This window comes from Serratia sp. ME47, from assembly GCF_903970925.1.
Lineage (GTDB): Bacteria > Pseudomonadota > Gammaproteobacteria > Enterobacterales > Enterobacteriaceae > Serratia > Serratia ureilytica.
Genome location: NZ_CAJCKE010000030.1, coordinates 27,636 through 53,355, shown reverse-complemented (window position 1 = coordinate 53,355; position 25,720 = coordinate 27,636). Strand labels below are relative to the sequence as shown.

Annotated in this window: 25 protein-coding genes and 2 pseudogenes; 10 read left to right on the top strand and 17 right to left on the bottom strand. The window is 61.1% G+C overall.

Annotated features, from left to right (window positions below):
- A pseudogene (locus H7A77_RS22105) lies at positions 1–124 on the top strand (cytoplasmic protein); the annotation flags it as partial.
- 86 nt (positions 125–210) lie between these two features.
- Here H7A77_RS22105 and H7A77_RS25790 read toward each other — a convergent pair.
- Positions 211–362: pseudogene (locus H7A77_RS25790) on the bottom strand (DeoR family transcriptional regulator); the annotation flags it as partial.
- Positions 363–1,160: 798 nt separating this feature from the next.
- Here H7A77_RS25790 and H7A77_RS22095 point away from each other — a divergent pair.
- The 3 genes from H7A77_RS22095 (at position 1,161) to H7A77_RS22085 (ending at position 4,556) form a co-directional block, all read left to right on the top strand.
- Positions 1,161–2,882: a lysophospholipid acyltransferase family protein gene (locus H7A77_RS22095; RefSeq protein WP_033643203.1), complete on the top strand. Its 1,722-nt coding sequence runs from the start codon at positions 1,161–1,163 to the stop codon at positions 2,880–2,882.
- A gap of 101 nt (positions 2,883–2,983) precedes the next feature.
- Positions 2,984–3,766 (top strand): N-formylglutamate amidohydrolase, encoded by a 783-nt coding sequence (locus tag H7A77_RS22090; protein ID WP_033650300.1) that lies wholly within the window; start codon positions 2,984–2,986, stop codon positions 3,764–3,766.
- Between the two features lie 76 nt (positions 3,767–3,842).
- Entirely contained in the window at positions 3,843–4,556 is a 714-nt protein-coding gene (locus tag H7A77_RS22085; RefSeq protein WP_182074661.1) for a flagellar brake protein, read from the top strand.
- Positions 4,557–4,601: 45 nt separating this feature from the next.
- On the opposite strand, the gene H7A77_RS22080 is transcribed toward H7A77_RS22085, so the two are convergent.
- Genes H7A77_RS22080 through H7A77_RS22070 form a run of 3 tightly spaced genes read right to left on the bottom strand, consistent with a single transcriptional unit; the run spans position 4,602 to position 6,415 of the window.
- Complete coding sequence (locus H7A77_RS22080) at positions 4,602–5,444, bottom strand: PfkB family carbohydrate kinase (protein WP_049210152.1); 843 nt, start codon at positions 5,442–5,444, stop codon at positions 4,602–4,604.
- A gap of 3 nt (positions 5,445–5,447) precedes the next feature.
- A complete protein-coding gene (locus H7A77_RS22075; RefSeq protein ID WP_046687117.1) occupies positions 5,448–6,164 on the bottom strand; it encodes a glutamine amidotransferase in 717 nt (238 codons plus the stop codon).
- The gene (locus H7A77_RS22070; protein WP_033643198.1) at positions 6,161–6,415 is read right to left on the bottom strand and encodes a hypothetical protein; all 255 of its coding nucleotides are present in this window, start codon (positions 6,413–6,415) and stop codon (positions 6,161–6,163) included. The genes H7A77_RS22075 and H7A77_RS22070 overlap by 4 nt, the downstream gene beginning before the upstream one ends.
- Positions 6,416–6,481: 66 nt before the next feature.
- Between H7A77_RS22070 and H7A77_RS22065 the strand changes: the two genes are divergently transcribed.
- The gene (locus H7A77_RS22065) at positions 6,482–7,786 is read left to right on the top strand and encodes an aminotransferase class I/II-fold pyridoxal phosphate-dependent enzyme (protein WP_089191813.1); all 1,305 of its coding nucleotides are present in this window, start codon (positions 6,482–6,484) and stop codon (positions 7,784–7,786) included.
- Here the strand turns inward: H7A77_RS22065 and H7A77_RS22060 are convergent.
- The 3 genes from H7A77_RS22060 to nudI all read right to left on the bottom strand — a co-directional run bounded on the left by H7A77_RS22060 (position 7,783) and on the right by nudI (position 10,264).
- Positions 7,783–8,769, bottom strand: coding sequence for an MsnO8 family LLM class oxidoreductase (locus H7A77_RS22060; protein ID WP_033650312.1), 987 nt, complete (start codon positions 8,767–8,769; stop codon positions 7,783–7,785). The two genes, H7A77_RS22065 and H7A77_RS22060, sit on opposite strands and share 4 nt — an antisense overlap.
- A gap of 139 nt (positions 8,770–8,908) precedes the next feature.
- Entirely contained in the window at positions 8,909–9,745 is an 837-nt protein-coding gene (gene pbpG, locus H7A77_RS22055; protein WP_182074660.1) for a D-alanyl-D-alanine endopeptidase, read from the bottom strand.
- A 93-nt stretch (positions 9,746–9,838) separates the two neighbouring features.
- Complete coding sequence (gene nudI / locus H7A77_RS22050; RefSeq protein ID WP_047575083.1) at positions 9,839–10,264, bottom strand: nucleoside triphosphatase NudI; 426 nt, start codon at positions 10,262–10,264, stop codon at positions 9,839–9,841.
- A 235-nt stretch (positions 10,265–10,499) separates the two neighbouring features.
- On the opposite strand from nudI, the gene H7A77_RS22045 reads away from it, so the two are divergent.
- Entirely contained in the window at positions 10,500–11,930 is a 1,431-nt protein-coding gene (locus H7A77_RS22045) for an SH3 domain-containing C40 family peptidase (protein ID WP_182074659.1), read from the top strand.
- 68 nt (positions 11,931–11,998) lie between these two features.
- Here the strand turns inward: H7A77_RS22045 and H7A77_RS22040 are convergent, their stop codons facing one another.
- Complete coding sequence (locus H7A77_RS22040) at positions 11,999–12,751, bottom strand: hypothetical protein (protein ID WP_182074658.1); 753 nt, start codon at positions 12,749–12,751, stop codon at positions 11,999–12,001.
- 256 nt (positions 12,752–13,007) lie between these two features.
- Between H7A77_RS22040 and H7A77_RS22035 the strand changes: the two genes are divergently transcribed.
- On the top strand, positions 13,008–14,036 hold the full coding sequence (locus H7A77_RS22035; RefSeq protein ID WP_033643191.1) for a transporter: 1,029 nt from the start codon (positions 13,008–13,010) through the stop codon (positions 14,034–14,036).
- Here the strand turns inward: H7A77_RS22035 and H7A77_RS22030 are convergent, their stop codons facing one another.
- From H7A77_RS22030 to H7A77_RS21990, 9 genes are all read right to left on the bottom strand, one after another.
- Positions 14,037–14,570, bottom strand: a complete 534-nt coding sequence (locus H7A77_RS22030) for an SRPBCC family protein (RefSeq protein ID WP_016927616.1) — start codon at positions 14,568–14,570, stop codon at positions 14,037–14,039. It abuts the gene before it with no gap.
- A 3-nt stretch (positions 14,571–14,573) separates the two neighbouring features.
- On the bottom strand, positions 14,574–14,921 hold the full coding sequence (locus H7A77_RS22025; protein ID WP_004938187.1) for a helix-turn-helix transcriptional regulator: 348 nt from the start codon (positions 14,919–14,921) through the stop codon (positions 14,574–14,576).
- An 82-nt stretch (positions 14,922–15,003) separates the two neighbouring features.
- Entirely contained in the window at positions 15,004–16,230 is a 1,227-nt protein-coding gene (locus H7A77_RS22020; protein WP_182074657.1) for a Zn-dependent hydrolase, read from the bottom strand.
- Positions 16,227–16,718: an L-2-amino-thiazoline-4-carboxylic acid hydrolase gene (locus H7A77_RS22015; RefSeq protein ID WP_033643188.1), complete on the bottom strand. Its 492-nt coding sequence runs from the start codon at positions 16,716–16,718 to the stop codon at positions 16,227–16,229. The genes H7A77_RS22020 and H7A77_RS22015 overlap by 4 nt, the downstream gene beginning before the upstream one ends.
- Positions 16,719–16,736: 18 nt before the next feature.
- Positions 16,737–17,846 carry a branched-chain amino acid ABC transporter substrate-binding protein gene (locus H7A77_RS22010; protein WP_346405209.1) on the bottom strand — a complete coding sequence of 370 codons (1,110 nt, stop codon included), beginning with the start codon at positions 17,844–17,846 and terminating at the stop codon, positions 16,737–16,739.
- 76 nt (positions 17,847–17,922) lie between these two features.
- Positions 17,923–18,636 carry an ABC transporter ATP-binding protein gene (locus H7A77_RS22005; protein ID WP_147837967.1) on the bottom strand — a complete coding sequence of 238 codons (714 nt, stop codon included), beginning with the start codon at positions 18,634–18,636 and terminating at the stop codon, positions 17,923–17,925.
- A complete protein-coding gene (locus H7A77_RS22000) occupies positions 18,629–19,399 on the bottom strand; it encodes an ABC transporter ATP-binding protein (RefSeq protein ID WP_096242285.1) in 771 nt (256 codons plus the stop codon). The genes H7A77_RS22005 and H7A77_RS22000 overlap by 8 nt, the downstream gene beginning before the upstream one ends.
- Positions 19,396–20,508 carry an ABC transporter ATP-binding protein gene (locus H7A77_RS21995; protein WP_182074656.1) on the bottom strand — a complete coding sequence of 371 codons (1,113 nt, stop codon included), beginning with the start codon at positions 20,506–20,508 and terminating at the stop codon, positions 19,396–19,398. Before H7A77_RS21995 ends, H7A77_RS22000 begins: the two co-directional genes overlap by 4 nt.
- A 10-nt stretch (positions 20,509–20,518) precedes the next feature.
- On the bottom strand, positions 20,519–21,469 hold the full coding sequence (locus tag H7A77_RS21990) for a branched-chain amino acid ABC transporter permease (RefSeq protein WP_047026056.1): 951 nt from the start codon (positions 21,467–21,469) through the stop codon (positions 20,519–20,521).
- Between the two features lie 170 nt (positions 21,470–21,639).
- Between H7A77_RS21990 and H7A77_RS21985 the strand changes: the two genes are divergently transcribed.
- The 3 genes from H7A77_RS21985 to H7A77_RS21975 all read left to right on the top strand — a co-directional run bounded on the left by H7A77_RS21985 (position 21,640) and on the right by H7A77_RS21975 (position 25,616).
- Positions 21,640–22,569 (top strand): LysR substrate-binding domain-containing protein, encoded by a 930-nt coding sequence (locus tag H7A77_RS21985; RefSeq protein ID WP_033643182.1) that lies wholly within the window; start codon positions 21,640–21,642, stop codon positions 22,567–22,569.
- Between the two features lie 256 nt (positions 22,570–22,825).
- Positions 22,826–24,706: a potassium transporter Kup gene (locus H7A77_RS21980; RefSeq protein WP_182074655.1), complete on the top strand. Its 1,881-nt coding sequence runs from the start codon at positions 22,826–22,828 to the stop codon at positions 24,704–24,706.
- 190 nt (positions 24,707–24,896) lie between these two features.
- Positions 24,897–25,616, top strand: coding sequence for a glucosamine-6-phosphate deaminase (locus H7A77_RS21975; RefSeq protein ID WP_108680797.1), 720 nt, complete (start codon positions 24,897–24,899; stop codon positions 25,614–25,616).
- Positions 25,617–25,720 lie beyond the last annotated feature (104 nt).

Genomic DNA, 25,720 nt, shown 5'->3' with positions numbered 1-25,720 from the left:
ACCGCTGCCTGAACTGCTGGAGATCGGCAGCGTCAGCAACCTGGGCGCCACGGTGATCGCCGGCACGCCAAACGTCGGCGTGGCCAGCATCTTCGGCGAGCCGACCGACAACCTGAACTGCGGCGGTGTGCCAGGCGTTGCGCTGCTTCAGCCAATTCGCCTCATAAGAGAAATACGCGTTCATGATGACAGCTCCTTAAAAAGCCTCGGTTAACGGTCGGCGATAATCACGTCGATCCCTAAATGGTGCAGCGCCTGCAGACAGTGTTCCGGAATGCGGCTGTCGGTGACCAGACGGTGGATCTGGCCGATGTCGCGATCGTGCAAAAACTTGTGCGGCCGAACTTGCTGGCGTCGGCGAGGGTGTGTTTGACGTCGCGATTGATGCGGATGGTGACGCTGGAGACCGAAAGCAGCGGGCTGAGCGGTTCCACGCGCGACGCGCCTTCGCGGCACAGCGGGTCGATAATTAATTCCCGGCGTTTTGCGGTAGTGATCATTAACGCAGACTCCTGATTTACCTGTAGCCGTGCCCGACCGCGGCTTAATAAGCCGCAGCAATACCGACCGGAGCGCTTTCAGTTGTTCGTGGCGAATTACAGCAAACGAAACACTGAAATGCAATCGATTAATTTTAAAATATCCATATCTATCAGTTGCTTATATTTGTTTTTGCTTTCGTTTGAGCGCCAACCGAAAGCAGCGTCAACGCAAAGTGAAAACGGCAAATTCGTTATTTTTCAGTCGACAATTCCCGGCATTTAATTATTCAGTCCGTCGAGGCCGAAAGCCGCAGCGATAATTCGGCAGCCGCCGGGCTTTCACTGTTTTTTTATGCCGGCGCGTGTAATAGCGCCGCATTGCAGCGGGTGAGGGTGAACGACAGCGGCCATGCGTTTCCCTCCGGCGATCCGTTCGTGGCCCATCCCGGCGAGGATCTGCAGCCGATAGCGCCTGCGTGAAGCGGTGAACCGCCGCATTGAAGCGTTGCTGGCGCCGATGTGAGGGGAAGTGGGGGCGAAAATGCGTCTTTCGCTCCCAAATCGCCATTACTTTGCTATACCTGATAGTCGATGGATTCATTTTATTGTCATGTGACTGACATGTCAGAGTCATGGCTCTGGCTTAAGTTTGCAGCGACTACGTCAGGAGATAACGCGATGTTCAGCCTGGATTCTCTGTTGCAAGATGCATTTCCACACCGCAATACCCCTGCCTGGCAGCGCAGCCTGCTAAGAACCCTTCTCTTCGAAAAAGAATTCAAACAGTTCGCCGCCGACTATCCCCACCTGAAAGGGCTCGATCTGATCGAGCAGGTGGTGGACTACTTTAACCTCAGCTGCGAGCTGGTGGACGGCGATCTGGAAAACATCCCCAGCCAGGGGCCGGTGGTGCTCGTGGCCAATCACCCGATCGGCTCGCTCGACGGACTGGTGCTGTTGCGCGCCGTCGCGGCGGTGCGTCCGGATGTGAAAGTGGTGGCCAGCCAACTGCTGACCTACATCGAACCGCTGCGCAACCTGTTCGTGCCGGTGGATAACGTCGCTTATAAAACCAGCCGCAAGCAGATAGAAGGCATGCAGCAGCAGCTGGACAATCAGGGCGCGCTGATCCTGTTCCCGGCCGGCGAAGTGTCGCGCATGAGCCCGAAAGGCATCCGCGACGGCCACTGGCATACCGGTTTTCTGCGTCTGGCCGCCAAGGCGCGCGCGCCGATCGTGCCGATTCATATCAGCGCGCGCAACAGCAACCTGTTCTACTTTACGTCGCTGGTCTACCGTCCGCTGTCGACGCTGCTGCTGGTGCGTGAAATGTTCCAGCAGCGGGGCGGGCGCATCAGGATCCGCATCGGCGGCCGCGTGCCGTTCGCCAACTGGCACGACGGCCACACCAGCGCCAAGGATCTGGCGGAGCGCTTTCGCCGCCACGTTTATCGCCTGGGCCAGGGCAAACCGGGGCTGTTCGCCAGCGAATCGCCGATCGCGTTGCCGGAAGAGCGTCTGGAGCTGAAAAAGGCGCTGGCGAACTGCGAAAGACTGGGGGTGACGCCGGACGGCAAAACCATCTATCTCTATCGCCGACACGATGAAGCGCGCACGCCGATCCTGCGCGAGCTGGGGCGCCTGCGCGAGATCGCTTTCCGCGCGGTGGGGGAAGGATCCGGCCGCCGCCGCGATCTGGACAGCTACGACGACGATTATTATCACCTGGTGCTGTGGGATGAAGAGGAGCTGGAGATCGTCGGCGCCTATCGTTTTATCCCCACCGCCGAACAAATCGCGCGTAAGGGCCTGGAGAGCATCTACAGCAACAGCCTGTTCCACTATGACCGCGATATGGAACCGATCCTGGCGCAGGGCATCGAACTGGGGCGCAGCTTCATTCAGCCGGCCTATTGGGGCAAGCGCGGGCTGGACTATTTGTGGCTGGGCATCGGCGCCTATCTGTCGAAATACCCGCAGTACCGCTATCTGTTCGGCCCGGTATCCATTTCCGGCGGCATGCCGCTGGCGGCGCGGGATCTGTTGATCGCCTTCTATCGACTCTATTTCTCGCCGGACCACGCCTTCGCGCAGTCGCGTCGTCCTTATCCGGCGTCGTTGCCGCAGGTGCTGGCGCAGTTTGCCGGGGATAACTACCAGGAAGATCTGGTGCGGCTGAAGAGCCTGCTCAGCAACATCGGCTGCTCGATCCCGACGCTGTACAAACAGTACACCGAGCTGTGCGAACCGGGCGGGGTGCAGTTTATCGACTTTGGCACCGATCCGGCCTTCAACAACTGCATCGACGGCCTGGTGCTGGTGGATACCTCGCGGCTCAAGCCGTCGCGTTATCAACGTTATATTGCGGTGCATCAGCCGCAGGAAGCCGAGACGGCATGATCGGCGTCTGACTCATGCCTTTTTGATCTAAGCACGACCTTGGGGCCGGCGACGGGATAGCGCTACGATAAACGTTTTGCTTTCCACCGCCGGAGCCTTTCATGCCTCATTCGTTTATCCCGCCGTTATTGTCCGCCGATGAACCGCCCGCCGCCGCCGTTGAAACCCCGCGCGGCAAAGCGCCATTTTTGCTGCTGTGCGATCACGCCGGCAAGGCGATACCGCAATCCCTCGGGGATCTCGGCTTACCGCCGGGGGAGATCGAGCGCCACATCGGCTGGGATATCGGCGCGCTGGGCGTATCGCGCCATCTGAGCCGCCAACTGGACGCCACGCTGATTCATCAGCGTTACTCACGGTTGGTGATCGACTGCAACCGGGCGCCCGGCATCGCCAGCTCGATCCCGCATTTGTCTGAACTGACGCCCATCCCCGGCAATATCGGCATCGACGCCGAACACGCGCTGGCGCGTGAGCGCGAGGTATTTTTGCCGTATCACCACGCCATCGACGAGCATCTGGGGCAACGCCAACTGCGCGAACTGCCGACGGCGGTGATCGCCATGCACAGCTTCACGCCGGTGTTCAAGGGGCAACCGCGCCCCTGGCAGGTGGGGCTGTTGTTTAACCGCTACCCGGAATTTGCGCTGCTGTTAGCTGAACTGCTGCGTGAAGAGGGGGATCTGCAGGTGGGTATTAACGAACCTTATGCGATGACGGACGCCACCGATTACACGTTGCCGGTGCACGCGGAGCGCCGCGGTTTGCCTTACGTCGGCATCGAAATTCGCCAGGATTTGGTCGCTGACGAACGCGGGCAACAGGCATGGGCGAAACGTTTCGCGCGCCTGCTGCCGCAGGCCTGGCAACGCTGGCAAATTTGACTTTAGGAATATTCCCAGAGATGATAACCGTAAGGAATACGTAAGACGTCATTAGAAAAAAAGTCAGGAGACACGTGTGGAGCACAGCGATAACGGACTGTTTATCAAACGGGAGCGTTTTGAAGTTCTGGCGATTCTGCGAGAAATTTGCAAACAACGCACGCCGCTGCGCGTAGAAAATCAGCAGCACCGGTTTCAAAGTCTGTTATTGAGCGTCGGGCCGGACAATATCGTGTTCAGCGGTGAGGAAGCCTCGAGCGCCATCGACGGCGCTTGCACCATCGTGATTGAAAGCAACGACGCCAAAATCGAGTTTTCCGTCCCCCAGGCGGAGCTGACCGAACATCAGGGCGTACAGGCCTGTTCGACCCGGCTGCCGCAGGAGCTGGTCTATATCCAGCGTCGCCGTCAATTCCGCATCACTACGCCGCACTGGCGCCAATTCTTTTGTACCGGCGAATACCCGAACGGCACGCCGTACGAGCTGCGGATCCACGATCTCTCCGCCGGCGGCGTCGGTTTACGCTTCGACGGCCCGCTGCCGGATTTCTTCCAGCCAGGCTTGCAGTTCAAGAAAGCGGAGCTGGATCTGGGCAGCTACGGCAGCTTCAAGGTCAACATGGAGCTGGTGGTGGTCAACGACGATCAGGAAACCGACGATAACGACCAGGTGGTGCACTTCTCGCGCCTGTCATGCCGCTTTCTTAAGCTCGGGCTGGCGATGGAGCGCAAAATTCAGAGCGCGGTGTTCGCCTTCGAGCTGGATTTCAACAAAAAGAAAAAACGCTGATAGGTATCAGGGGCAGTGCGCTGCCCCTCTGACTCGCCTGCGGCCTTAGGGTTTAAGCGCCCGCAGGCTGCCGATCTCTTCCCAACCGAAATGCGCCGCTTCGGCCAGTACGCCGCACACTTCATCGCCGGCGGCAACCACTGCCGCGTCGAGCGCAGCGCCCTGCAGCAGATGGCTGACCAGCAACGCGGTGAACAGATCGCCGGTGCCTTTGACCGCCGATTTGACCTTCGGATGAGTAAAGCACTGCGTTTCCTGCCGGGTGACCAGCATCAATCCCACTTCGTCTTCGTGTTGCGCTACGCCCGGTGCGCTGGTGACCAACACCCATTCGGTGGTGTCGTTCAACAGCGCCTGCGCGGCGTGTTGTGTCTGCTCGCGGCTGCTCAGTTGCCGGCCGCACAGCTGCTCCAGTTCGAAACCGTTCGGCGTCAGGCCGTTGGCCAGCCGCAGGAACGGCGAGCGATAGCAGTTGACGATGCGCTCATCCACGTAGATCCCCTCACCGTAATCGCCCATCACCGGATCGATATAGATGTTTATCTGCGGATTGAGCGAGCGCACCCGCTGCAGCCAGTTGGCCAGAATATGGCACTGCATCACGTCGCCCAGGTAGCCGACGATCACCGCCCGTGCGCGCTTCATGACGCCGCGGGCGATCAGGTCGTCGAGAAAACCGCCGAACCAATCGCCGGAGATGACACCGCCGTGCGGTTTGCCGTAATAGGGCGGGCAGCCGAACAGCACGCTGGGCACCTGCAGCGCCTCCAGTCCCTTTTTCAGCAGAGCGCGGTAGGCGATGCCGTTGCCGACGCTGCCGTAGACCACCTGAGATTGAATGCTGATCACGTCGATAGACGGTGACCGCAAAGGTGAAGCCTGTTGCATGAGTTACTTCCTTGGTTCGTTGTTATCCAGCCAGCGCGCGAACACCTGCCGCGCGCGCTGTTCCAGCTGCGCGCCGTGGCGCGCGGCCTGGTCGCGCAGGGTCTGGGGCGCGATGCCGACCAGTTCCAGCTCGCAGGCATGGCCAATCAGCCAGCGTTCGATATCGCGATAATCCGCCTCCAAATGGAACTGCAGGCCGAGCGCGAACCCCTGATAGTCGAAGGCCTGATGCGGGCATACCGCCGTGCCGGCCAGGCAGCGGGCGCCGTCCGGGATCATGAACATATCCCCGTGCCAGTGCAGTACCGGCGTGTCGGCCAGCGGCGCCAGCACCGACTCCTCTTCCGCCGGCGGCGTGGTCAGCGGGGCGAAGCCTATCTCTTTCACGCCGAGCGAAATAACTTCAGCGCCCAGCGCCTGGGCGATCACTTGCGCGCCGAGGCAAACCCCGAGGGTCGGCCGCCGCTGCGCCAGGCGCTGTTTGACCAGCGCGAATTCATGGTCGAGAAAATCATATCGCTGCTCGCCGGAAAAGTGCTGAGCGGCGCTGATCGGCCCGCCGAGCACCACCAACAGATCGGTCTCTTCATTATTGATAGCACGAATATCATCGCGGCCGGCATCGTAATAATCGATCTGATAGCCGCGCAGTGACAGCAGGGAACCGAGGATGCCCAGGTTTTCAAAGTTGACGTGCCGAATGGCGACGGCTTTTTTCATTGTTTAACCTCGCTAGCGTGAGTGAAGGGGATCAGCGCCAGCGACTCGCCCAGCACCGTGATGCCTTGCGCGCCGCTCTGGTAGACGATGCGGCGTTCGCTGACTTGGCTGAGCTGCACCTGATAACCCTGTGCGGCCGGGAACAGCGCGCAGGCCTGCTCCAGCTGATCGGCTGCCCACGGGGTGAACAGCTGCAGGCGGGCAAAGGCTTTTCCTGCATACTGAATGTCGAGCACGTAATGTTTATCCATGGAACCCCTTACTTTTGGCCGCAGAAGCTGCTAATCTTATTTGAACTAGTACAAAAGGATTTATGTATGACTTCATTGTATGCAAAAGGCGGCGGCGCTGTCCAGATTGCCGAGCAGATCGCAGCACGCATCAAAAACGGCGCGCTGCGGCCGGGCGAACTGTTGCCGCCGGTACGCCAGCTGGCGGCGGAGCTGGAGGTCAATCCGAATACCGTGGCCAGCGCATACGCCAGATTGCGCGATGCCGGCCTGGTGGCGACGCGCGGGCGGGCGGGTACGGTGGTGCTGGAGCCGCCGCTGGCGGCGGTGAGTGCGGCCTATGCGCCGCGCCAGGTGCCGGCGGGGATGTGCGATCTGGCCAGCGGCAACCTGGATGCCGCTTTGCTGCCGGCGCTGAGGCTTGGCGCGGCGGAGGTGTTCCCTCAGCAAAACGGCTATGACATCAGCGGCGACCTGCCGGTATTGACCGGTCTCGGGCGTGAGTGGCTCGGGCGCCAGGGCGTGGCCCTGGGGGAACCGGCGGTGTTTTCCGGCGCGTTGGACGCGATGGAAAAGGCGCTGCGCTGTCATGCCCAGCCTGGGGCGGCGGTGTGGGTGGAAGATCCCTGCTGGCCGCCGCTATTGACGCTGCTGCGTCACCTGCGCCTGCGGCCGTTGCCGCTGGCGGTGGATGAACAGGGCTGTCGGCTGCCGGAGAGTGGCGCGGCCGACGCGGTGATCCTGACGCCGCGCGCCCATAATCCGACCGGCGCTTCGCTTTCAGCGCAACGTGCGCAGCAGTGGCGAGGTTTTCTGCGCGGCCATCCGCAGTGTCTGGCGATCGTCGACGATTTCTGGGGGCCGTTGTCGCAACAGCCGCTGCATCTGCCGTTCGACGGCGATCGCGGCCTGTACGTGCTGTCGCTCAGCAAGTTTCTCAGCCCGGATCTGCGCATCGCGTTGGCCTGCGGCAGCCCGACCTTGCTGCAGGCGATGCGCGCCGATCAGTACATCAGCGAACGCTGGGTCAGCCATATCTTGCAGCAGATCGCCGCCAGACTGTGGGAACAAGCCTTGCAGGAAGGGCAATTGCAGCGGGCGCAACAGGCGTATCAGGCCAGACGGGACGAGCTGGTCCAGCGGCTCAATGCGTTGAATCACACGGCGCTGGCGGTAGGTGAAGGGCTGCATCTGTGGGTGCCGGTGCGTTCGGAAACCGCCGCCGCGCAGCTGATGGCGCAGCGGGGGTGGCTGGTGCAGGGCGGTGAACCTTTTCGCCTGAAGTGCGGTCCGGCGCTCCGCGTCAGCCTGGCGAACGTCACGCCGTCGCAGTTGGCGCCGCTGGCACAGGATCTGTCCGAAGCCATGCGGGCGGCGGCGGCGATCAACTAAGCCGGCGTCAAACTCTCCTCCGCCAGTAACTGCAGCGAGGCTAACCGGGCGGCCGGTTCGGCGATCGGCGTGTCGATGATGAACTCTTCCACGCCGTACTGTTGCTGCAGCTGCGCCAGTTGCTGATGCACCTGCTGCGCGGTGCCGAGCAGAATATGGCTTTCCCGCGGCTCGATGCGGTAGTCGGTGGCGCCGGCCTGCTGCACGAAACTCTCCGCCTGCGCCAGGCTGCCGACGGTCACACTCTGCTCACCGGCAACGTGCACGCGGTATTGCCGAATGTCGGCCGCCAATGCCGCGGCCTGTTCCTCGCTGGGGGCCACGATCGCCGCCACCGCCAGCAGCGCCTTGCGGCCGCCGCTGTGTGCGGCGTAGTGCTCCAGCGCGTCGCGGATATCCTGCGGATTGCCGTTCAAATGCGCGGCGAACACGAAGGCCCAGCCGGACTCGGCCGCCAGCGTTGCGCTTTCTTTACTGGCACCGAGCAGAAAACGCTGCGCGCCCTGCGGCGGCAGCGGTGTGGCGCTCAGGCCGGGCTCGGCGTCGTCGTTCAGATAGGCGGTCAACTGCGACAGCTGCTGAGGAAAGTCCGGCTTGCGTTGCCGATCGTGGGCCGCCTGCAGCGCCTGGGTTGCGAGCGGCAGCCCGCCGGGCGCTTTACCCACCCCGAGATCGACGCGTCCCGGCGCCAGCGCCGCCAGCAGGTTGAAGTTTTCGGCCACCTTGTAGGCGCTGTAGTGCTGCAGCATCACGCCGCCGGAGCCGATGCGAATGCGCGTCGTCTGGCCGAGCAGGTAGCCGATCAGCACTTCCGGCGACGGGCAGGCGAGCTGCGGCGTGTTGTGGTGCTCGGCCAGCCAGAAACGCCGATACCCCCAGCGTTCCGCCCGTTGCGCCAGCTGCAGCGTGCGCGCCAGCGCCTGCGCGGCGCTTTCCCCGTCGGCGATCGGACTTTTTTCCAATATGCTCAAGGCATAAGCCATTTTTCCCGCTCCTTTCATCATCAGATATGCCTGACAAATACCATGCGGGCGGCGCGCGGCTTAATACTGATTGGCGATAGGATATTCCATTGATCCAAAACGGATTTGGATATGCGCATAACGGTAAAGCGCCGCGATTTTACCGCTCCAGCCAGGCCTTCAGACGAATGGCGTCACGGTAGTGGCCGTAGCGCGGCTGCGCGCCAAGCAAGATCATCACCACCGGCTGCCCTTTGATGGTGGTGCGCATCACCAGGCAGTGGCCGGCCTCGTCGGTAAAGCCGGTTTTCTGCAGCTGGATCTTCCAGGCCGGGTTGTTGATCAGACCGTTGGAACTGCGATAGACCAGCTGGCCGCGGCCGGGGCGCACGATCTGCTGCTTGTCGGTGCTGAAGCGGCGAATCGACTGATAGCGATAGGCGTGATTGACCATCTTCAGCAGATCGTTGGCGGTCGCCACATTGCGCGGCGTCAGCCCGGTCGGATCGTAGAAGCGGGCGCGTTTCATGCCGATGGCGCGCGCTTTCTGATTCATTTTCGCCACGAAGGCCTTGCGCCCGCCGGGATAACTGCGGCTCAGCGCGGCGGCGGCGCGGTTCTCCGAAGACATCAGGGCGATGTGCAGCATGTCGCGGCGGCTGAGCACCGAGCCGATAGTCAGCCGCGAATGGGTTTTCTTCAGCAGATCGCGATCGGCGGCGGTGACTTTGAGCTTGCTGCCCATCGGGCGTTTGCTGTCCAGGGCGACCATGGCGGTCATCAGTTTGGTGAGCGAGGCGATCGGCAGCACGCGGTTCGGCTGCTTCTGATAAAGGGTCTTTCCGGTGCGTTGATTGACGACCAGCACCGATTTGGCATTCAACACCAATGGCGGCGCGGCGGCATGGGCGGGTGCCAAAACGAACAGCAGGCTGAACAGGGCGGCGGCGCCGAAGCGCCGGACGGACAGACGGAGAACAGGGAGAAATAAAAGCATAGCGACGGCAATAGTGACCCTAAGTGATTAAAAAATATCAAAAGAGTCTGCCCGGCAAATGTGAAGGAAATAGGGTGATAATCGCTCAAACTGTTACAGCAATCCCTTTTGCCGCAGCGTGAAGCGGGTGGCTTCGTTCAGATCGTAGTCCGCCAGGCGTTCGCGCGGCACCCAGGCGTAGTCGTCGAATTCATCGTTGATCGTCACGTCGCGGTTGGCGGCGTGGCAGTCGAAAATCAGGTAAATCATGTAGATTTGTTCCCGGCTGCCGTCGGCGTAGGTTTTGATGCGCACGTCGTCGCGGAAGGTCCAGGGCGTGATGCGCTCGAGGATCAGCGCGGGGCCCAGCTCTTCGCGCACTTCGCGCCGCAGCGCTTGCTCTATCCGCTCACCCGGCTCGACGCCGCCGCCGGACAGCGCCCACTGGCCGGGAAATACGCCCTTGTGCGCGGCCATTTTGCACAGCAGGAAGGCGTTATCGTTTTCAATCAGCGGGCAGACAATGATGCGTTGGCGCATGGAGGACTCCTGTCAGAAAGCAAAGCCGCAGGATAGCAGATTTGGCGGCGCAGGGCGGGAAGGTCGATCGCATTCTGTGCGGCGGCGGGAAATCCGGTCGGCATTTGTCATGGGGTTGCCTCCGGCTTTGTTTTCTTCAACGGGAAATCAATCGCAGATGTTATTAAGTATTAATTCGAATAATTTCGCGTCAGGATAAAGCAGGGATTTTAACCTATCATGGAGTTGATAACGTATGCCTAATGGAATAAAACCGCTGTGCCTGATGACTCTGCTGCTGCTGTCGGCCTGCCACAGCGCGCCGGTCAGCCAGCCCCCTCAAGACGCCACGGCGACAGCCCCTATCGATGCCACCAAATCGCTGTTCCCGCTGGGGAACTATTCGCAGTCTGTCGATAAATGGTTGCCGCCCGCTCCGCAGCGGCGGGTGCCCGTGATGGATGCCGCCACGCAGCAACGTCATTTTTCCGCTCTTAAATCTCACTATTTTGGCATGGAGCCGAACGATGAATCCCCCTGGAATCCGCATTACATCGCTGCCGTCCTGAACCGCGAAGCGGAAAGCCACCGTGATGCCGCAATGGATAAATACCTTGGCCGTGGAAGTGTCTCCTGGGGGGAAAACTTCAGGACTCACACCGACCGCTGGAAACAGCAAGTCAGAGATAACGCTTCTACGGACATTAGCCAGGTTTATCATTCTTCGGCCCGAGGCATTGCGGTCAGGGAGACGCTGGTCAGGATCCTGCCGACGGACGATCCGGCCTATGACGACCCTCGCCTGGCTGGGCAAGGTTATCCCTTTGATAATTTGCAGGATTCGTCTATCCGCCCCGGCACTCCGGTATACGTTATTACGCAAAGCCGCGATAAACGCTGGAAATACGTCATGTCGCCTACGGTGATCGGTTGGGTGCATAGCGAAGACATCGCGGCGGCGGATCAGCGGTTTGTCTCCGAATGGCTGGCGCTGGCGGGGAAAAATCTGGGGGCATTCATTAAACAGCCGGTTTCGGTGCAAACGGGCGGCCAGTTTTATTTTACGGCGCGCCACGGCACGATTCTGCCATTTTACCGTCACCGACAGGGCCTTTTTGTGGTCGCCGTGCCGGTACGCCGAGAGGATGGCCGCGCACAGATGCGCCGGGTCGTTGTCAAGAAGGGGGAATTTGCCGCCATGCCGTGGAAAATGACGCCCGAACATCTTGCCGTACTGATGCGGTCAATGAGCGGCAGGCCTTATGGCTGGGGGAACTATAACTTCAATAATGACTGCTCCGCCGAACTGCGCAGTCTGTTGATGCCTTTTGGCCTCTTTCTTCCCAGAAATTCCGCCGCGCAGATACAGGCGGCCACCCGCGTGGTTGATCTTGCTCAAGCGAACACCAGTGAACGGCTGCGCTATCTCAAAGATCACGGCAAACCCTTCACCACGCTGGTTTACATTCCGGGCCATATCATGCTGTATATCGGCAATGCGCTCATTGACGGCCAGGTTGTGCCGATGACGTACCAGAATATCTGGGGGCTGCGCCCGGCAGATTCAAAGCGCCGCAGCATTATCGGCGGCGCAGTATTTTTCCCGCTGCTGGCGACCTATCCTGAAGATGCCAGCCTGATGTCGCTGGCGGGCAAGGCGCAGTTCACACTGGGATTTATTGAATAGCCCATTCTTTAGCTGATAAAGCGACCGCGAATGCGGCCGCTTTTTGTGCGGCGACAAATCGAACTGCGCTAATTGCCTAGCCGGCGCTGGATAATTTTATCGTGCTCATCCGTCAGGTTAGCGTAATTCCAAATAAATAATCCGCCAAGGTTAAAGTCCAAAACCTGATCGATAAAGTAATTTAAACTCCAGTCGGTCAATCCTTTGGTCGTCAGGGCCAGAATGCATTTTTTATTTTCGGCCCCGTTCGCCAACGATTGTTTTAATGCCGGGATCACATTAGCGAGAATATCGTCATTGCTCCACATCGCTGCCGCATAACAGTAATGGATAAAGCGGTCGCATTGGTCTGATTGAATGATTTTTCTGACTTTCTCGTTGAGCTTGTTGCCATTTTCCGTATTGGGGTGGTTGTAAGAATAACCGGCAATAAAACCCAAGCTGGTCTCTTTCCCGGCCTCTTTTAGCCGTTTCATGGCTTCGATGACCCGTTCGGTGTTCATATTGCATTCGTCATCAAAATCGACGCCATCCCAGCCCCGACCGACCGTGGCCGCGACGATCCTCAACACTTCATCCTCATTGGCCGGCTTTTGCTGCGGGGAGCATCCGCCGCCGCCGTAAACCCATAGCGTCTTTCCGTTAAAGCCGGGAAGCGTATCGGGTTTGTTTTGTTTTTCCGGACTCCATCCTGGCTGGGCTGAGGTGCCTGTGGTTAAGCCATCAAGGTTGGTTACCATGCCGTACATCATGAAATCGAACGCTTTATGCGGTTGGCCAGCCAGAGACTGGCTCCATCCGCCCGTAATAAACTTGTTCATTGTCGTTGTCTCCTTATTGAGCGTGTTCCTTAAATGAATGTGTCTTGCATGATGGAGGGTATCAGCCGCTATATTCATTTAGCCATTGTGCGGTTGCTGAACGGGCAAGGGATGAAAACTTTTTAAAATGAAATGACGTTTTTATGACGGAAATATTAATGAGCAAGAGCGTTGAAAATCATTAACGCCGAGCGATAAAGATTGTTATAACAGCGTGGACGATCTGGGCTAACGGCAATAGGCAGGATAAGGCGTTATGGTGCAAAGGGCAGCGGAAAAGATGCACAAGCTGGATTTTGATGATGAAGTGACCGGGCTGATCTACGGCCATGCGTTTCGCTCCGGCGAGCCGCCGGCGCGCCTGAACTCGCAGCAGGTTTGCCTGGCTTACCAAACGTTGTCGCCCGGCGACGGTTTTATCTGGCTGCACCTCAATCTCAACCACGCGGCGGCGGAGAAGTGGCTGAAAAACCATTTCGCCATTTCCGATTTTTTCTTTCACGAAATTCGCCACGGTTCCCACACTACCCGCATCGAGCGGCAGGGCGACGATCTGTTCGCCGTGCTCAACGACGTGATCTTCCACCCTGAAGACAACAACCCGGAAACGGCGACGCTGTGGCTGTATTGCCGCCGTGGGCTGGTGGTGACCGTGCGTCATAAACCGGTGCGATTGATCGAGCGGTTGCTGGGCCGCCTGACGGCGCTGCAGCTGGCGTCGTCCACCGAACTGCTGGCGCACCTGCTGGAAGAGCAGGAGGATGTGCTGGAGCAGGTGGTGCGGCAGGCCAACCAGTATGTCGATACCATCGAGGATCGTCTGCTGACGAGCCGCGTTAAACGCAACCGCGCCGAGCTGGGGCGCATGCGCCGCATGCTATTGCGCTTTCAGCGCCTGTTGGCGCCAGAGCCGGCCGCGCTGTTTCGCCTGTTGAACCGGCCGCCGAGCTGGCTGAGCCGTGAGGTGGTGCAGGATCTGCGGCAGTTTACCGAAGAGTTCACCGTGGTGTTGAACGATCTCGCCAGCCTGACCGAACGCATTCGGCTGCTGCAGGAAGAGCTGGGCGCCAAACTGATGGAGCAGAATAACCGCACGCTTTACACCCTGACGGTGATCACCGTGCTGGCGTTGCCTATCAACATCGTCGCCGGTTTTTTCGGCATGAACGTCGGAGGGATACCGCTGGCCAGCAATCACCACGGTTTTATCCTGCTGGTGTTGCTGGTCGGCAGTTTCACGCTGATCGCCGGTTATCTGGCGTTCAGGCGCAGGGACGAGTCGTAATTACAGGCGGGCGCGGTACTCTTCTTCCAGCCGGGCATGGGTGCTCCAGAACGGCTGCGGCGCCCGATCGTGCAGGCGATCCAGCAGAATATCCAGATGGGTATGCCAGCCGCCGGCGACGCTGAGCATCTCGTCGCGGTTAGCCAGGCGCCGGTGGGTGACCGTCAGCAGCACCGCGTTTCCCTGTTCCGTCAACTCGAAGGTCACTTCGGAAGGGCGCCCCTGATCCTGTTCGGCCCAGGTAAAGCTCAGCAGGCGCGGCGGGAACAGGCAGGTGATGTGGCCGCGGTTGCTGACACAGCCGCCATGCTGTTTGTACTTGGCCGGCGGTTGCTCGTGCTCGCCCGCCAGATCGGAGTTGCGAAACTCCAGCTCCAGCGGCGCGCCGTTTTCCAACTTCATGGCGCCGGCCGCCAGCCAGGTGGCGCGCTTGTCGGATTCGGTCAGGTAAGCCCACACCCGCTCGATGGGGCCGGGCAGCAACCGCTGGATGCGCAGCGTGCCGGGTTCGATAATCATGCCGTAATCATTCATGGTTCACTCCTTGGGAGGAAGCTGTTCGGGCTGCAGCAGCGCCTGTTCGAGCGCATCCAGCCGTTCAGTCCAGAAATGTTCATAGGTTTGCAGCCAGTGCATGGCCTGCGCCATAGGCTCGGGTTCGAGCCGGCAGATATGGTTTCTTCCTTGCACGGTGCGTTGCACCAGGCCCGCATGTTCCAGTGCTTTCACGTGCTTGGAGGCGCCGGCGAACGACATCTGCAACGGCGCGGCCAGTTCGCCGATGCTGCGTTCACCGCCGGCCAGCGCGCGTAACATCGAGCGGCGGGTCGGGTCGGCCAGCGCATGAAAAATGGCGTCCAGCTGTGAGGAAGATAATTCAACCATATGGTTGAATATAGATCAGGCAGGCTAATATTCAACCGTTTTGTTGAATATTTTTTGCCCCGGCGCCAAACCGGGGCGAGGCTCAGGCGTCGGCGTGCGCCAGCAGGGCGTTGAGCAACACGTCGGCGCCGGCGGCGGCCCAGGCGGGGATGATATCTTCCCGCTCGTTGTGGCTGATGCCGTCCACGCAGGGAATGAAAATCATGGCGGTCGGGGCGACGCGGTTAAGGTAACAGGCGTCGTGGCCGGCGCCGGAAATCATGTCGCGATGGCGATAGCCCAATGCCTGCGCGGCGTGACGCACGCTGTCGATGCAGCCCCGATCGAAAGCGACCGGGGGATACTGGAAGATGCGCTCGGCCCGGGCGGCCAGGCCGCCGCCGTTGACCTCATTTACCGCCGTCAGCAGGCGCTGCTCCATCTGCGCCAGAATAGCCTCTTGCGGATGGCGGAATTCGACGCTGAAAAAGACGCGCCCCGGCACCACGTTACGCGAATTGGGGGTGATTTGCGCCATGCCCACCGTGGCGCGCGCGTCGGGCGCGAAATCCCAACCGATGCGGTTGACCGCCGTGACCAGCGCCGCAAAGCCGATCAGGGCGTCGCGGCGCCGATCCATCGGCGTGGTGCCGGCATGGGCGCTGAAGCCGACGACCTCCAGTTCATACCAGCGCTGCCCTTGTGCGGCGGTGACTACGCCGATGTCGAGATGCTCCGCTTCCAGAATCGGCCCCTGCTCGATGTGCAACTCGAAGGCGGCATGGATCGGCGTACCGCCCACCGGATACTCGCCGGCGTAGCCGATGCGCTCCAGCGCGTCGCCGAGGCTGACGCCGTGCTCGTCGCGGCGCGTCAGGCCGTATTCCAGGTCGAATACCCCGGCGAACACGCCCGAGGCGATCATCGCCGGCGCGAAGCGCGCGCCTTCTTCGTTGGTCCAGTTGATCACTTCAATCGGGCGTTCGGTGACGATCTGCCGATTGTTAAGGGTACGAATAACCTCTAATCCGGCCAGCACGCCGTAGATGCCGTCGAAACGGCCGCCGCGGGGCTGCGAATCACCGTGCGAGCCGGTGACGACCGGCGCCAGCTCGGGGCGAGCGCCTTCACGCCGCAGGAACATGTTGCCCATTTTGTCGACGCGTACGCTACAACCCGCCTCCAGCGCCCAGGCGCGCAGCTGATCGCGCGCTTGCCGATCTTCTTCACTCAGCGCCAGCCGGGTGACGCCGTTATTGGCGATGGCGCCGAACTGCGCCATCGTCTGCAGGCTTTGCCACAGGCGCTCGCCGTTGACTCGATACGTCATTGATCTTCTCCCGGCGTTTTAGCGGTGTAGCGGAAATCGCAGCAGGGGGCGCCGGACATGATGGTCTGGCTGCGCTGCAGGTCGACGTCAGGGGCATAGCCAACGATAAACTGACTGTCGCGAGCGCAGGAGAGCAGGTGGCCGATCTCCCCCAGCCCCATCTCGTGATACATCTCGGCGTAGCGGCAGCGGGTGACGTTATAGTCGAAGTGCTGCGCGTCCTGATTGATCACCTCGACGCGCAGCGCATCGTCTTTTTCCCACAGGTACTGCAAGGCGGCGAAGCTGCGCAGATCCGCGCCGTTCGGTTCCTGGGCGGCGAACTGTTTGCCCGCCTCGATGGCGGCATTCTCGATGGCTTCGCCGATCACCGCTTGAGCGCGCGCCTTGCCGATTTCACGCACCAGAATCTGGTAGATCGGCTTGATGATCTCCGCCTCGATCTTTCTGCGGGCCAAAATGCCCAATTCGTTTTTTGCACAGCTCATCGCCTTGCTCCTCTTGATTTATTGTGACTTGGCGCCGCCCAACACGGTTTGCGGCTGCCATTTGCCGTCAACCACCCGGTACAGGGTGAAGCTCGGCTGTTGCAGGTTGCCTTGCGCATCGAAGGCGATGTCGCCGGTGACGCCCTGGTAATGTATGGCGCGCAGTTTCGGCAGATAATCGGCCGGATTGGCCGAATCGGCTTGCTCAATGGCGGCGATCAGCACCCGGGTGGCGTCGTAGGCGAAGGGCGCATGCAGTTCGATGTGGGTGTGATAACGATCGCGGTAGGCTTGTTCAAACGCCTTGCCGCCCGGCATCTGTTCCAGCGGCAGCCCCGGCTCCAGCGCGACGACGCCTTCGCCTTCCCGCTGCGCCAGCGTCAGGAAGGTTTGGCTGACGAAGCCGCCGGCGCCCATCAGCTGCGCGTTCATGCCCAGCTGTTTCAGTTTGCGCGCCAGCGGCGCCGCCTGCGAATCCACGCCGCCGAAGAAGATCAAATCGGCGTTTTTACTGCGGACGGTGGTCAGCACGGCGCTGAAATCAACGGTCTTGTCATCCACATACTCACGGGTGACCGGCTGCACGCCCTGGGCCTGCAGCGATTTGATAAACTCGTCCGCCAGCCCCTGGCCGAAAGCGGTGCGATCGTCTATCACTGCGATGCGCTTGGCTTTCAGCGTCTTCACCGCATATTGCCCGGCGTAGTTGCCGCCGTCGTCGTCGTGGCCCATCACGCGAAAGCTGGTGTCAAAACCTTGCTGCGTGTAGCCGTGACCGGTCGCCACCGGCGCCACCTGAGCGATGCCGGCGTCGTGATAGATGCGCGCCGCCGGGATGCTGGTGCCGGTGTTCCAGTGGCCGACCACGCCGGCGACGCCTTCGTCGACCAAACGCTGCGCCACGGCCACGGCGGTGCGCGGGTCGGACTGATCGTCCTCGGACACCAGCTTGAAGGTGACCGGTTTGCCGTTCAGCGTCGGTTTCTGTGCGTTAGCGTCGGCGATCGCCAGCCGTGCGCCGTTTTCGAGATCTTTGCCGATGCGCGCGGAAGGGCCGGTCAGCGGCCCGGCAAGACCGATCAATACGGTGTCGTCCGCCAGCGCCGGGAGGCTCAGGATCATTGTCATGGCGGCCAGCGCCAACGGCTTGATGCGAATGTTCTGCTGCATGTCATACTCCTGGTGCGGTTAAAGGTAACAACGGTTATTCACCCAAATAGATCCGTTTGATTTTTTCATCGTCCAGCATGTCGGCGGAGCGGCCGCTGTGGCTCAGGCTGCCGCTGTCCAATACGTAGGCGCGATCGGTGGACGTCAGCGCCAGGCGGGCGTTCTGCTCGACCAACAGCAGCGTGACGCCGTCACGGGCTAGCTGCTTGATGACCGAGAAAATGGCCTCCACCACAATCGGCGCCAGCCCCATCGACGGTTCGTCCAATATCAGCAGCCGCGGGCGGCTGAGCAGCGCGCGGCCCATCGCTACCATCTGTTGTTCACCGCCGGAAAGCAGCCCGGCCGGTTGATGCAGGCGCTCGCTCAGCCGTGGGAAGGTGGCGCACACGCGTTCAAAATCTTGCCGCACCGCCGATGCGTCACGCCGCGCATAGGCACCCAGCTGCAGGTTTTCTCGCACCGTCAGGCGGGTGAAAATGCCGCGTCCCTCCGGCACCATCACCAGCCCTTGCTGCAGCAAGCGGTGCGGCGGCATGCCGCGAATCGAACGGCCGTCGAACAGGATGTCGCCCTCAAACGGCTGCAGGCCGGTCAGCGCCCGCAGGCTCGAGGTTTTGCCCGCGCCATTGGCGCCGATCAGCGTCACCTGTTCGCCGGCGCTCACCGTGAAATCGATGCCTTTGACCGCATGAATGCCGCCATAAGACACTTTGAGTCGTTTAACGCTCAGCAGGGCTTCAGACATGCGCGCCGCCTCCTAGATAGGCTTGAATGACCGCCGGTTCGCGCCGCACCTGAGCCGGTTCGCCTTCGGCGATCGCTTTGCCGTAATCCAGCACCGTCAGCCGATCGCACAGGCCCATCACCAGCTTGACGTCATGTTCGATCAGCAGCAGCGTTTTGCCGCTGTCGCGGATGCGCAGCAGCAGTTCGCGCAGCGCCACTTTTTCTCCGGCGTTCATGCCGGCCGCCGGTTCGTCCAGCGCCAGCAACCGGGGCTCGGTCGCCAGCGCGCGGGCGATCTCCAGCCGCCGCTGATGGCCGTAGGCGAGATCGCCGGCGCGGTAATGGGCGAATTGGCTGATGCCGACGTACTCCAGCAGCGCATGAGATTTATCGCGCACCGCCTGTTCCTCCTCTTTCGCGCGCCGGTGCCGGGCGATCGCTGCCCACAGGCCGTTGCGGGTGCGCACGTGGCAGCCGACCATCACGTTTTCCAGCACGCTCATTTCATTGAACAACCGCAGGTTTTGGAAGGTGCGGGCAATGCCGGCCTGCGCCACTTTGTCGATCGCCTGGGGCTTATAGCGCTGGCCCGCCAGGCGGAACTCGCCCGCGTCGGCGCGATACAGGCCGGTGATCAGGTTGAAGCAGGTGGTCTTACCGGCGCCGTTCGGCCCAATCAGGCCGTAGATTTCCCCCTGGCGGATGCTCATGCTGACGTCATCCACCGCCGTCAGGCCGCCGAAGCGTTTGCTGATATGGTGTAAAGCGAGCAGCGGCGTCATGCGGCGTTCCCCCGTGCGTGGCGGGCCGGCCACAGGCCCGCCGGGCGATACAGCATCACCAGGATCAGCGCCAGGCCGTAAAACAGTTGGCGGATGATTTCCGGGTCGATCAGCACTTGGCCGAACAGCGCCTGCTGCAGCGGCCCCATGCTGCTGCGCAGCAGCTCCGGCAGGGCGGCCAGCAGCAGCGCGCCCAGAATCACGCCGGGGATGTGCCCCATGCCGCCGAGCACCACCATCGCCAGTACGGCGATCGATTCCTGCAGGGTGAACGATTCCGGCGACACGAAGCCCTGAAACGCGGCGAACAGCGCGCCGGCCACGCCGCCAAAGGTGGCGCCGATGGCGAAGGCCAGCAGCTTGAAGTTGCGGGTGTTGATGCCCATCGCCCGCGCGGCGTCCTCGTCTTCGCGGATCGCCGTCCACGCGCGGCCGATGCGCGAGTTCTGCAGCCGCAGGCTGATAAACAGGATCGCCAGCAGCAGGGCGGCGAACAGGTAGTAATACAGGTACAGGCCGGAAAAACGCACGCCGAACCACTCATGCATGCCGGAAAACTTCAGGCCGAACAGGCTGACCGGGTCAATGCCGGAAATGCCTTTGGGGCCGTTGGTGAGGTTGACCGGGCGATCCAGATTGCGCATCAGAATGCGCACGATCTCGCCGAAACCGAGCGTGACGATCGCCAGATAATCGCCGCGCAGCCGCAGCGTCGGCGCGCCGAGCAGGATGCCGCACGCCGCCGCCAGCAGCGCCGCCAGCGGGATCAGACCCAGCATCGACAGGTGCAGCCCGTCGGGGAACCACTGCAGCAGCAGCGGGAATTGCTGTGTCAGATGCGGTGACGACAGCAGCGCGGCCAAATAGGCGCCGACGGCGTAAAAGGCGATAAAGCCCATGTCCAGCAACCCGGTCATGCCCACCACGATGTTCAGCCCGAGCGCCAGCATCAGGTACAGCAGGGCGAAGTCGACGACCCGCACCCAGTAGTTGCCCCCGGCGGCGCCCGCCACCCAGGGCACCAGCAGCAGCGCGAGAATGAACAGCGTCAGCCCCAGCCTGGCGCGGCGCGGCGTGGCCAGAGGAACGGGGGGAGTCAAAACGGTCATGGTGATGTCCTTATGCGCGCGTGGCGATGCGTTCGCCCAAGAGCCCGGAGGGGCGGAAGACCAGCACGGCGATCAGCACCAGAAATGCGAATACATCCTGGTAGTTGCTGCCGAACACGCCGCCGGTCAGCTCGCCGAGATAGCCGGTGCCCAGCGATTCGAACAGGCCCAGCAGCAATCCGCCGAGCATCGCGCCGCGCAGGTTGCCGATGCCGCCGAGCACGGCGGCGGTAAACGCCTTGATGCCCGGCAGAAAGCCCATCGAGAAACCGGCGTTGCCGTAGTTGCTGGCCATCATGATGCCGGCCACCGCCGCCAGCGCGCCGCCGAGCGCGAAGGTCAGAACGATGATGCGGTCAGGACTGATGCCCATCAGGCCGGCGACCTGCGGGTTTTCCGCCGTGGCGCGCATGGCGCGGCCGAAACGGCTGTGTTCGACCAGCAGCCATAAGCCGGCCATGACCGCGACGGCCACCGCCAGCGTGACGATCGCCGTGCCGGTGATCACCGCCGGCGCATGCCCGCCGCTGCCTGCGGTCAGTGCGATAGGGGTCATTGGCAGCAGCTGCGGAAACATCAGGGGATTGCGTGACCAGATCAGCATCGCCAGGGTTTGCAGCAGCAGCGAGACGCCGATACCGCTGATCAGCGGGGCCAGGCGCGGTGCATTGCGCAACCGGCGGTAGGCGAGACGCTCGATCGCCATCGAGGTGATGGCGCAGACCGCCATGGCGAACAGGGCCGCCAGCAGCAGCGTGGCGTACGGTGGTAACGCGGGAAAGTGGTGTTGCAACAGGCTTATCGCCGACAACGCGCTCAGCGCACCGACCATCAGCACGTCGCCGTGCGCGAAATTGATGATGCGCAGGATGCCGTACACCATGGTGTAACCGAGCGCGATCAGCGCATAGATGCTGCCGAGCATCAAACCGTTGACGGTTTGCTGTACCAGCGTATCCATAGAGAGAGTCCGGAGATAATGAGTCAGGAGGGTCACAGTAGAGAATTTAAAAAAATTGTAAAATACGGAAAAATACTTTCTTATACAAAAAACGAGTGATTTTAATGCGTTGATTTTTATGTATATTGAATCCATTCCTTCAGTGTCGATTTCCCAAAAACAGTCAATATATGAAAAAAACAGAACAGTACGATGAGCCATTGCCGATGCTGCCGAACGATCCGCCGCTGCGCGCCGTGCGGGCGTTCGAAGCCATCGCGCGCCTGGGGGGCATCAGCGCGGCGGCTAACGAGCTGATGATTTCGCCTTCGGCGGTCAGTCATCAACTCAAAACGCTGGAGGCATTTTTGCAGATGCCGTTGACCGAACGGCAGGGGCGTAACCTGGTGCTGCGCAGCGAGGGGCGGGAGTATTACCGTTCGATTCGCTCGGCGTTCAACGTGCTGCGCCAGGCGACCGAACACGTGCGCGAGCAATCCGCGTCGCGGCAGGTGACCATCAGCCTGATCCCGCTGTTCGGCATGGGTTGGTTCATTCCGCGGCTGCGCGGTTTCCTGCGCGAAAATCCGGATATCGACATCAATGTGGTCTACGCCAACCACCGCAATTACCTGAGCGACGCCGCCGACCTGTCGATCCGCTTCGGGGTCGGGCAGTGGACCGGCTATCGCAGCGAGAAGCTGATGTCCGGCAAAATGGTGCCGGTGTGCAGCCGGGCATTCAGTAAACTGCATGGTTTGCTCGATACGCCGGAGCAGCTGGCGACGCTGCCGCTGCTGCACGACGAGGAGCGCAATACCTGGATGCAATGGTTTCAGCAGGCCGGCGTCAAGCGCCCGCTGCGCAGTATCGGCCCGATGTTTGAGGACGGATTGTTGACATTGGCGGCGGTGCAGGCGGGGCTAGGGTGTGCGTTGATGCGTGAACCGTTAATCGCCCAGTACCTTGAAAGCGGTGAGTTGATTAAAATGTTCGATCTGCCGATCGACGACGGCCGCGATTATTACCTGTGCGCTCGACTGGATAGCGAGCTGTCGCAGGAAGGCGAAAATCTGCGGCAGTGGCTGCGCCGCGAAGCCGATGAGAGCCGGCTCGCGTAACGCCGGGCGGAAACAGGGGGGAGCCGGACGTTCATTTCACTTTCCCACGACGCGCGCCACGCCAACAGGAAAGTAATAGGCCCTCCGGGGTGGGCGTTTTTAAACCGTTGCTCACCGGCGATGATTGCTGAAGCTTCAACGCGCGATGCTGTCACTGGCGAAGATGACGGCTATGCTTAACTTGCCGATCACGTGGCGCGACGGCCACAAAGTGACAATAATTCCCACTCTCAGCGCAACGTCAAGGAGCGAGCAGATGTCTGTCGGCAATGATACGGAAACCGTGAATAAGACGGGGCTGGCGCCGCTGGCGTTGGGCGCATTGGGCGTGGTGTTCGGCGATATCGGCACCAGCCCGCTGTACACCCTGAAAACCGTGTTGTTTCTCTCCGGCGACGCGCCTTCGGCGCCGGTGATCCTTGGCCTGCTGTCGCTGATATTCTGGACGCTGGTGATCGTCACTTCTCTCAAATACGCCATGTTCGCCATGCGCATCGGCAACCGCGGCGAGGGCGGCATCATGGCGCTGATGTCGCTGCTGGTAAGCAAGCGAAAATCCCGGCCGCTGGTGTTGTTCGCCGGCCTGTTCGGCGCCGCGCTCATTTACGGCGACGGCGCCATCACGCCGGCCATTTCGGTGCTCTCGGCCCTCGAAGGGCTGAACATCGTGCTGCCGGCGTCGCAGCCCTATATTCTGCCGGCGGCGGTGGTGATTTTGCTCAGTCTGTTCGCCATTCAGCCGCTGGGTACCGCGCGCATCGGCCGCGTGTTCGGGCCGATCATGGCGCTGTGGTTCCTGTCGATCGCTGCGTTGGGCGTGTGGGGCATCATCCAGCATCCGGCGGTTTTGCTGGCGCTGAACCCGCTCTATGGCATTCACTTCCTGTTCTCCAACGGACTGACCAGCTTCCTGGTGCTAGGCGGCGTGTTTTTGTGCGTCACCGGCGCCGAAGCGCTGTATGCCGACATGGGGCATTTCGGCAAACGGCCGATTTGGCTGGCCTGGTTCGGCATCGTTTTTCCCAGCCTGTTGCTTAACTACGCCGGTCAGGCCGCGCTGATCCTGAGCGGCGCCGATGTCACGCAGAACATCTTCTTCCGTTTATGCCCGCCGGCGCTGCTGATCCCGCTGGTGATCCTGGCCACGCTGGCGACGATCATCGCCAGCCAGGCGATCATCAGCGGTGCGTTTTCCATGACCCGGCAGGCGATCCAACTGGGGTGGCTGCCGCGGCTGCGGGTCAGGCAAACCACCGAGGAAAGTTACGGGCAGATCTACATTGGCGCCATCAACTGGCTGCTGATGGTGGTGACGCTGTTCCTGACCGTGTTCTTTAAATCGTCGGACAATCTGGCCGCCGCCTACGGCATCGCCGTCTCGTTGACCATGATCATGACCACCGGCCTGCTGTTCGTCGCCATGCGCGAGGTGTGGCGCTGGGGGCCGATCGCCAGCCTGTTGGTGGCGGGCGGTTTCTTCGTGGTCGATTTGAGCTTCCTGACGGCCAACATGACTAAAGTGCTGCAGGGCGGTTATATCCCGCTGCTGTTGGCCGCCGCGGTCTATACCGTGATGCTGATCTGGCATCGCGGGGTGCTGGCGGCCGCGCGCACCCTCGGTGAAACGACAGTGCCGGTAGAGGATTTCCTGGAGAAAATCCGCCGCGAATCCGTGCCGCGCGTGCCGGGCACCGCGGTATTCCTGACTCGCAGCCTGCAAGGGACGCCGCCGGTGATGAAATGGCAGGTCAAGCGTAACGGTTCGCTGCACGCCAACGTGCTGGCGCTCACCATTGCCATCGTCAATGAGCCGCGGGTCTCGAATGCTGAACGTTTGGTGATGCGCGAGCTGTCGCCGGGCTTTTGGTGCGGCGTGGCCAGCTATGGCTTTATGGAGCGGCCTGACATCCCGCAGCTGTTGCAGCATGTCGAGGCGCAGAAATCCGGTCTGAACTTCGACGAGGCGACCTACTATCTCGGGCACGAGACCGTGGTGCGCCGCGAAGCGAACGACCGGTTGCCATCCTGGCAGCGCAACTTGTTCGCGCTGATGGTGCGCAACGGCATGCACGTCACGGATTATTACTACCTGCCCAGCGATCAGGTGGTGGAGATTAGCCGCCGCGTGCCGGTATAGGGCGCGAAAAAGGCATCGCCGCAATTGCGGCTTGCATCACACAACGCGGTTTGCATTTCATTCCTGGCCGCCATAACCTGACAAGAAACGGATTGTTACTGACGCGATCAGGCAAAACCTAACTTCTCTCCCGGCATCGAACATGGCCGGATGGGCGGTTAGGTTTTTTTTTTGCAAAAAGGAGAAGGGAATGAAACTTGTCGTCGCTAATGATTACCAGGAAATGAGTGAGCTGGCCGCCAGCCTGTTGTTGAGTTACATGCTGCGCCCGCAGCGCGTCAATCTGGCTATCACCGCCGGCTCGACGCCTAAACGGATGTATGAGTTGTTGGCTCCGCGCGTCAAGGGCCACGCGGAATTCGCCAACGCGCATTACTATAATTTCGATGAAATTCCTTACGCTGGCCGATCGGGCTATGGCGTCACCATGGAGAATCTGCACCGTATGTTCTTTGGCCCGGCGGCGATCCCCGAGCGGCAACTGCACGTCTTGAATTCGGACAACTACCTCCAGCACGATCGGCGTATCGCCGAAGATGGCGGGCTGGATGCGATCGTGATGGGCGTCGGAGCAGACGGGCATTTCTGCGGCAATCTGCCGGGCACCACCGCCTTCGAAGACCACACCTGTCGGGTGCCGGTTTCCGCCAGGCCGGATATGGCGGACATTTTGCTCAAAGAGGTGGGCGGCCGCACTGAATGGTTGCCCGATCATTACATCACCCTGGGGCCTGCAAGCGTGATGGCCGCCAAAAAGCTGGTGCTGCTCGTCAACGGTTCGCACAAAGCGGACATTTTGCGGCGCATTGTCAGCGGGCCGGTGGAGAGCAGGGTGCCCGCCAGCATTTTGATGCTGCATCCGGACCTGTTGATTATCGCCGATCGGGAGGCCGCGGCGCTGCTGCCTTAAGCGTTCATCCGGCGCGTCTCGCCTCAGAACCAACGGTCATAACCTGCAACCAAAGCGTCTTTCCCTGCGGCGCAGAATCAGGCTAGAGTGCGTTTTTTCATGCA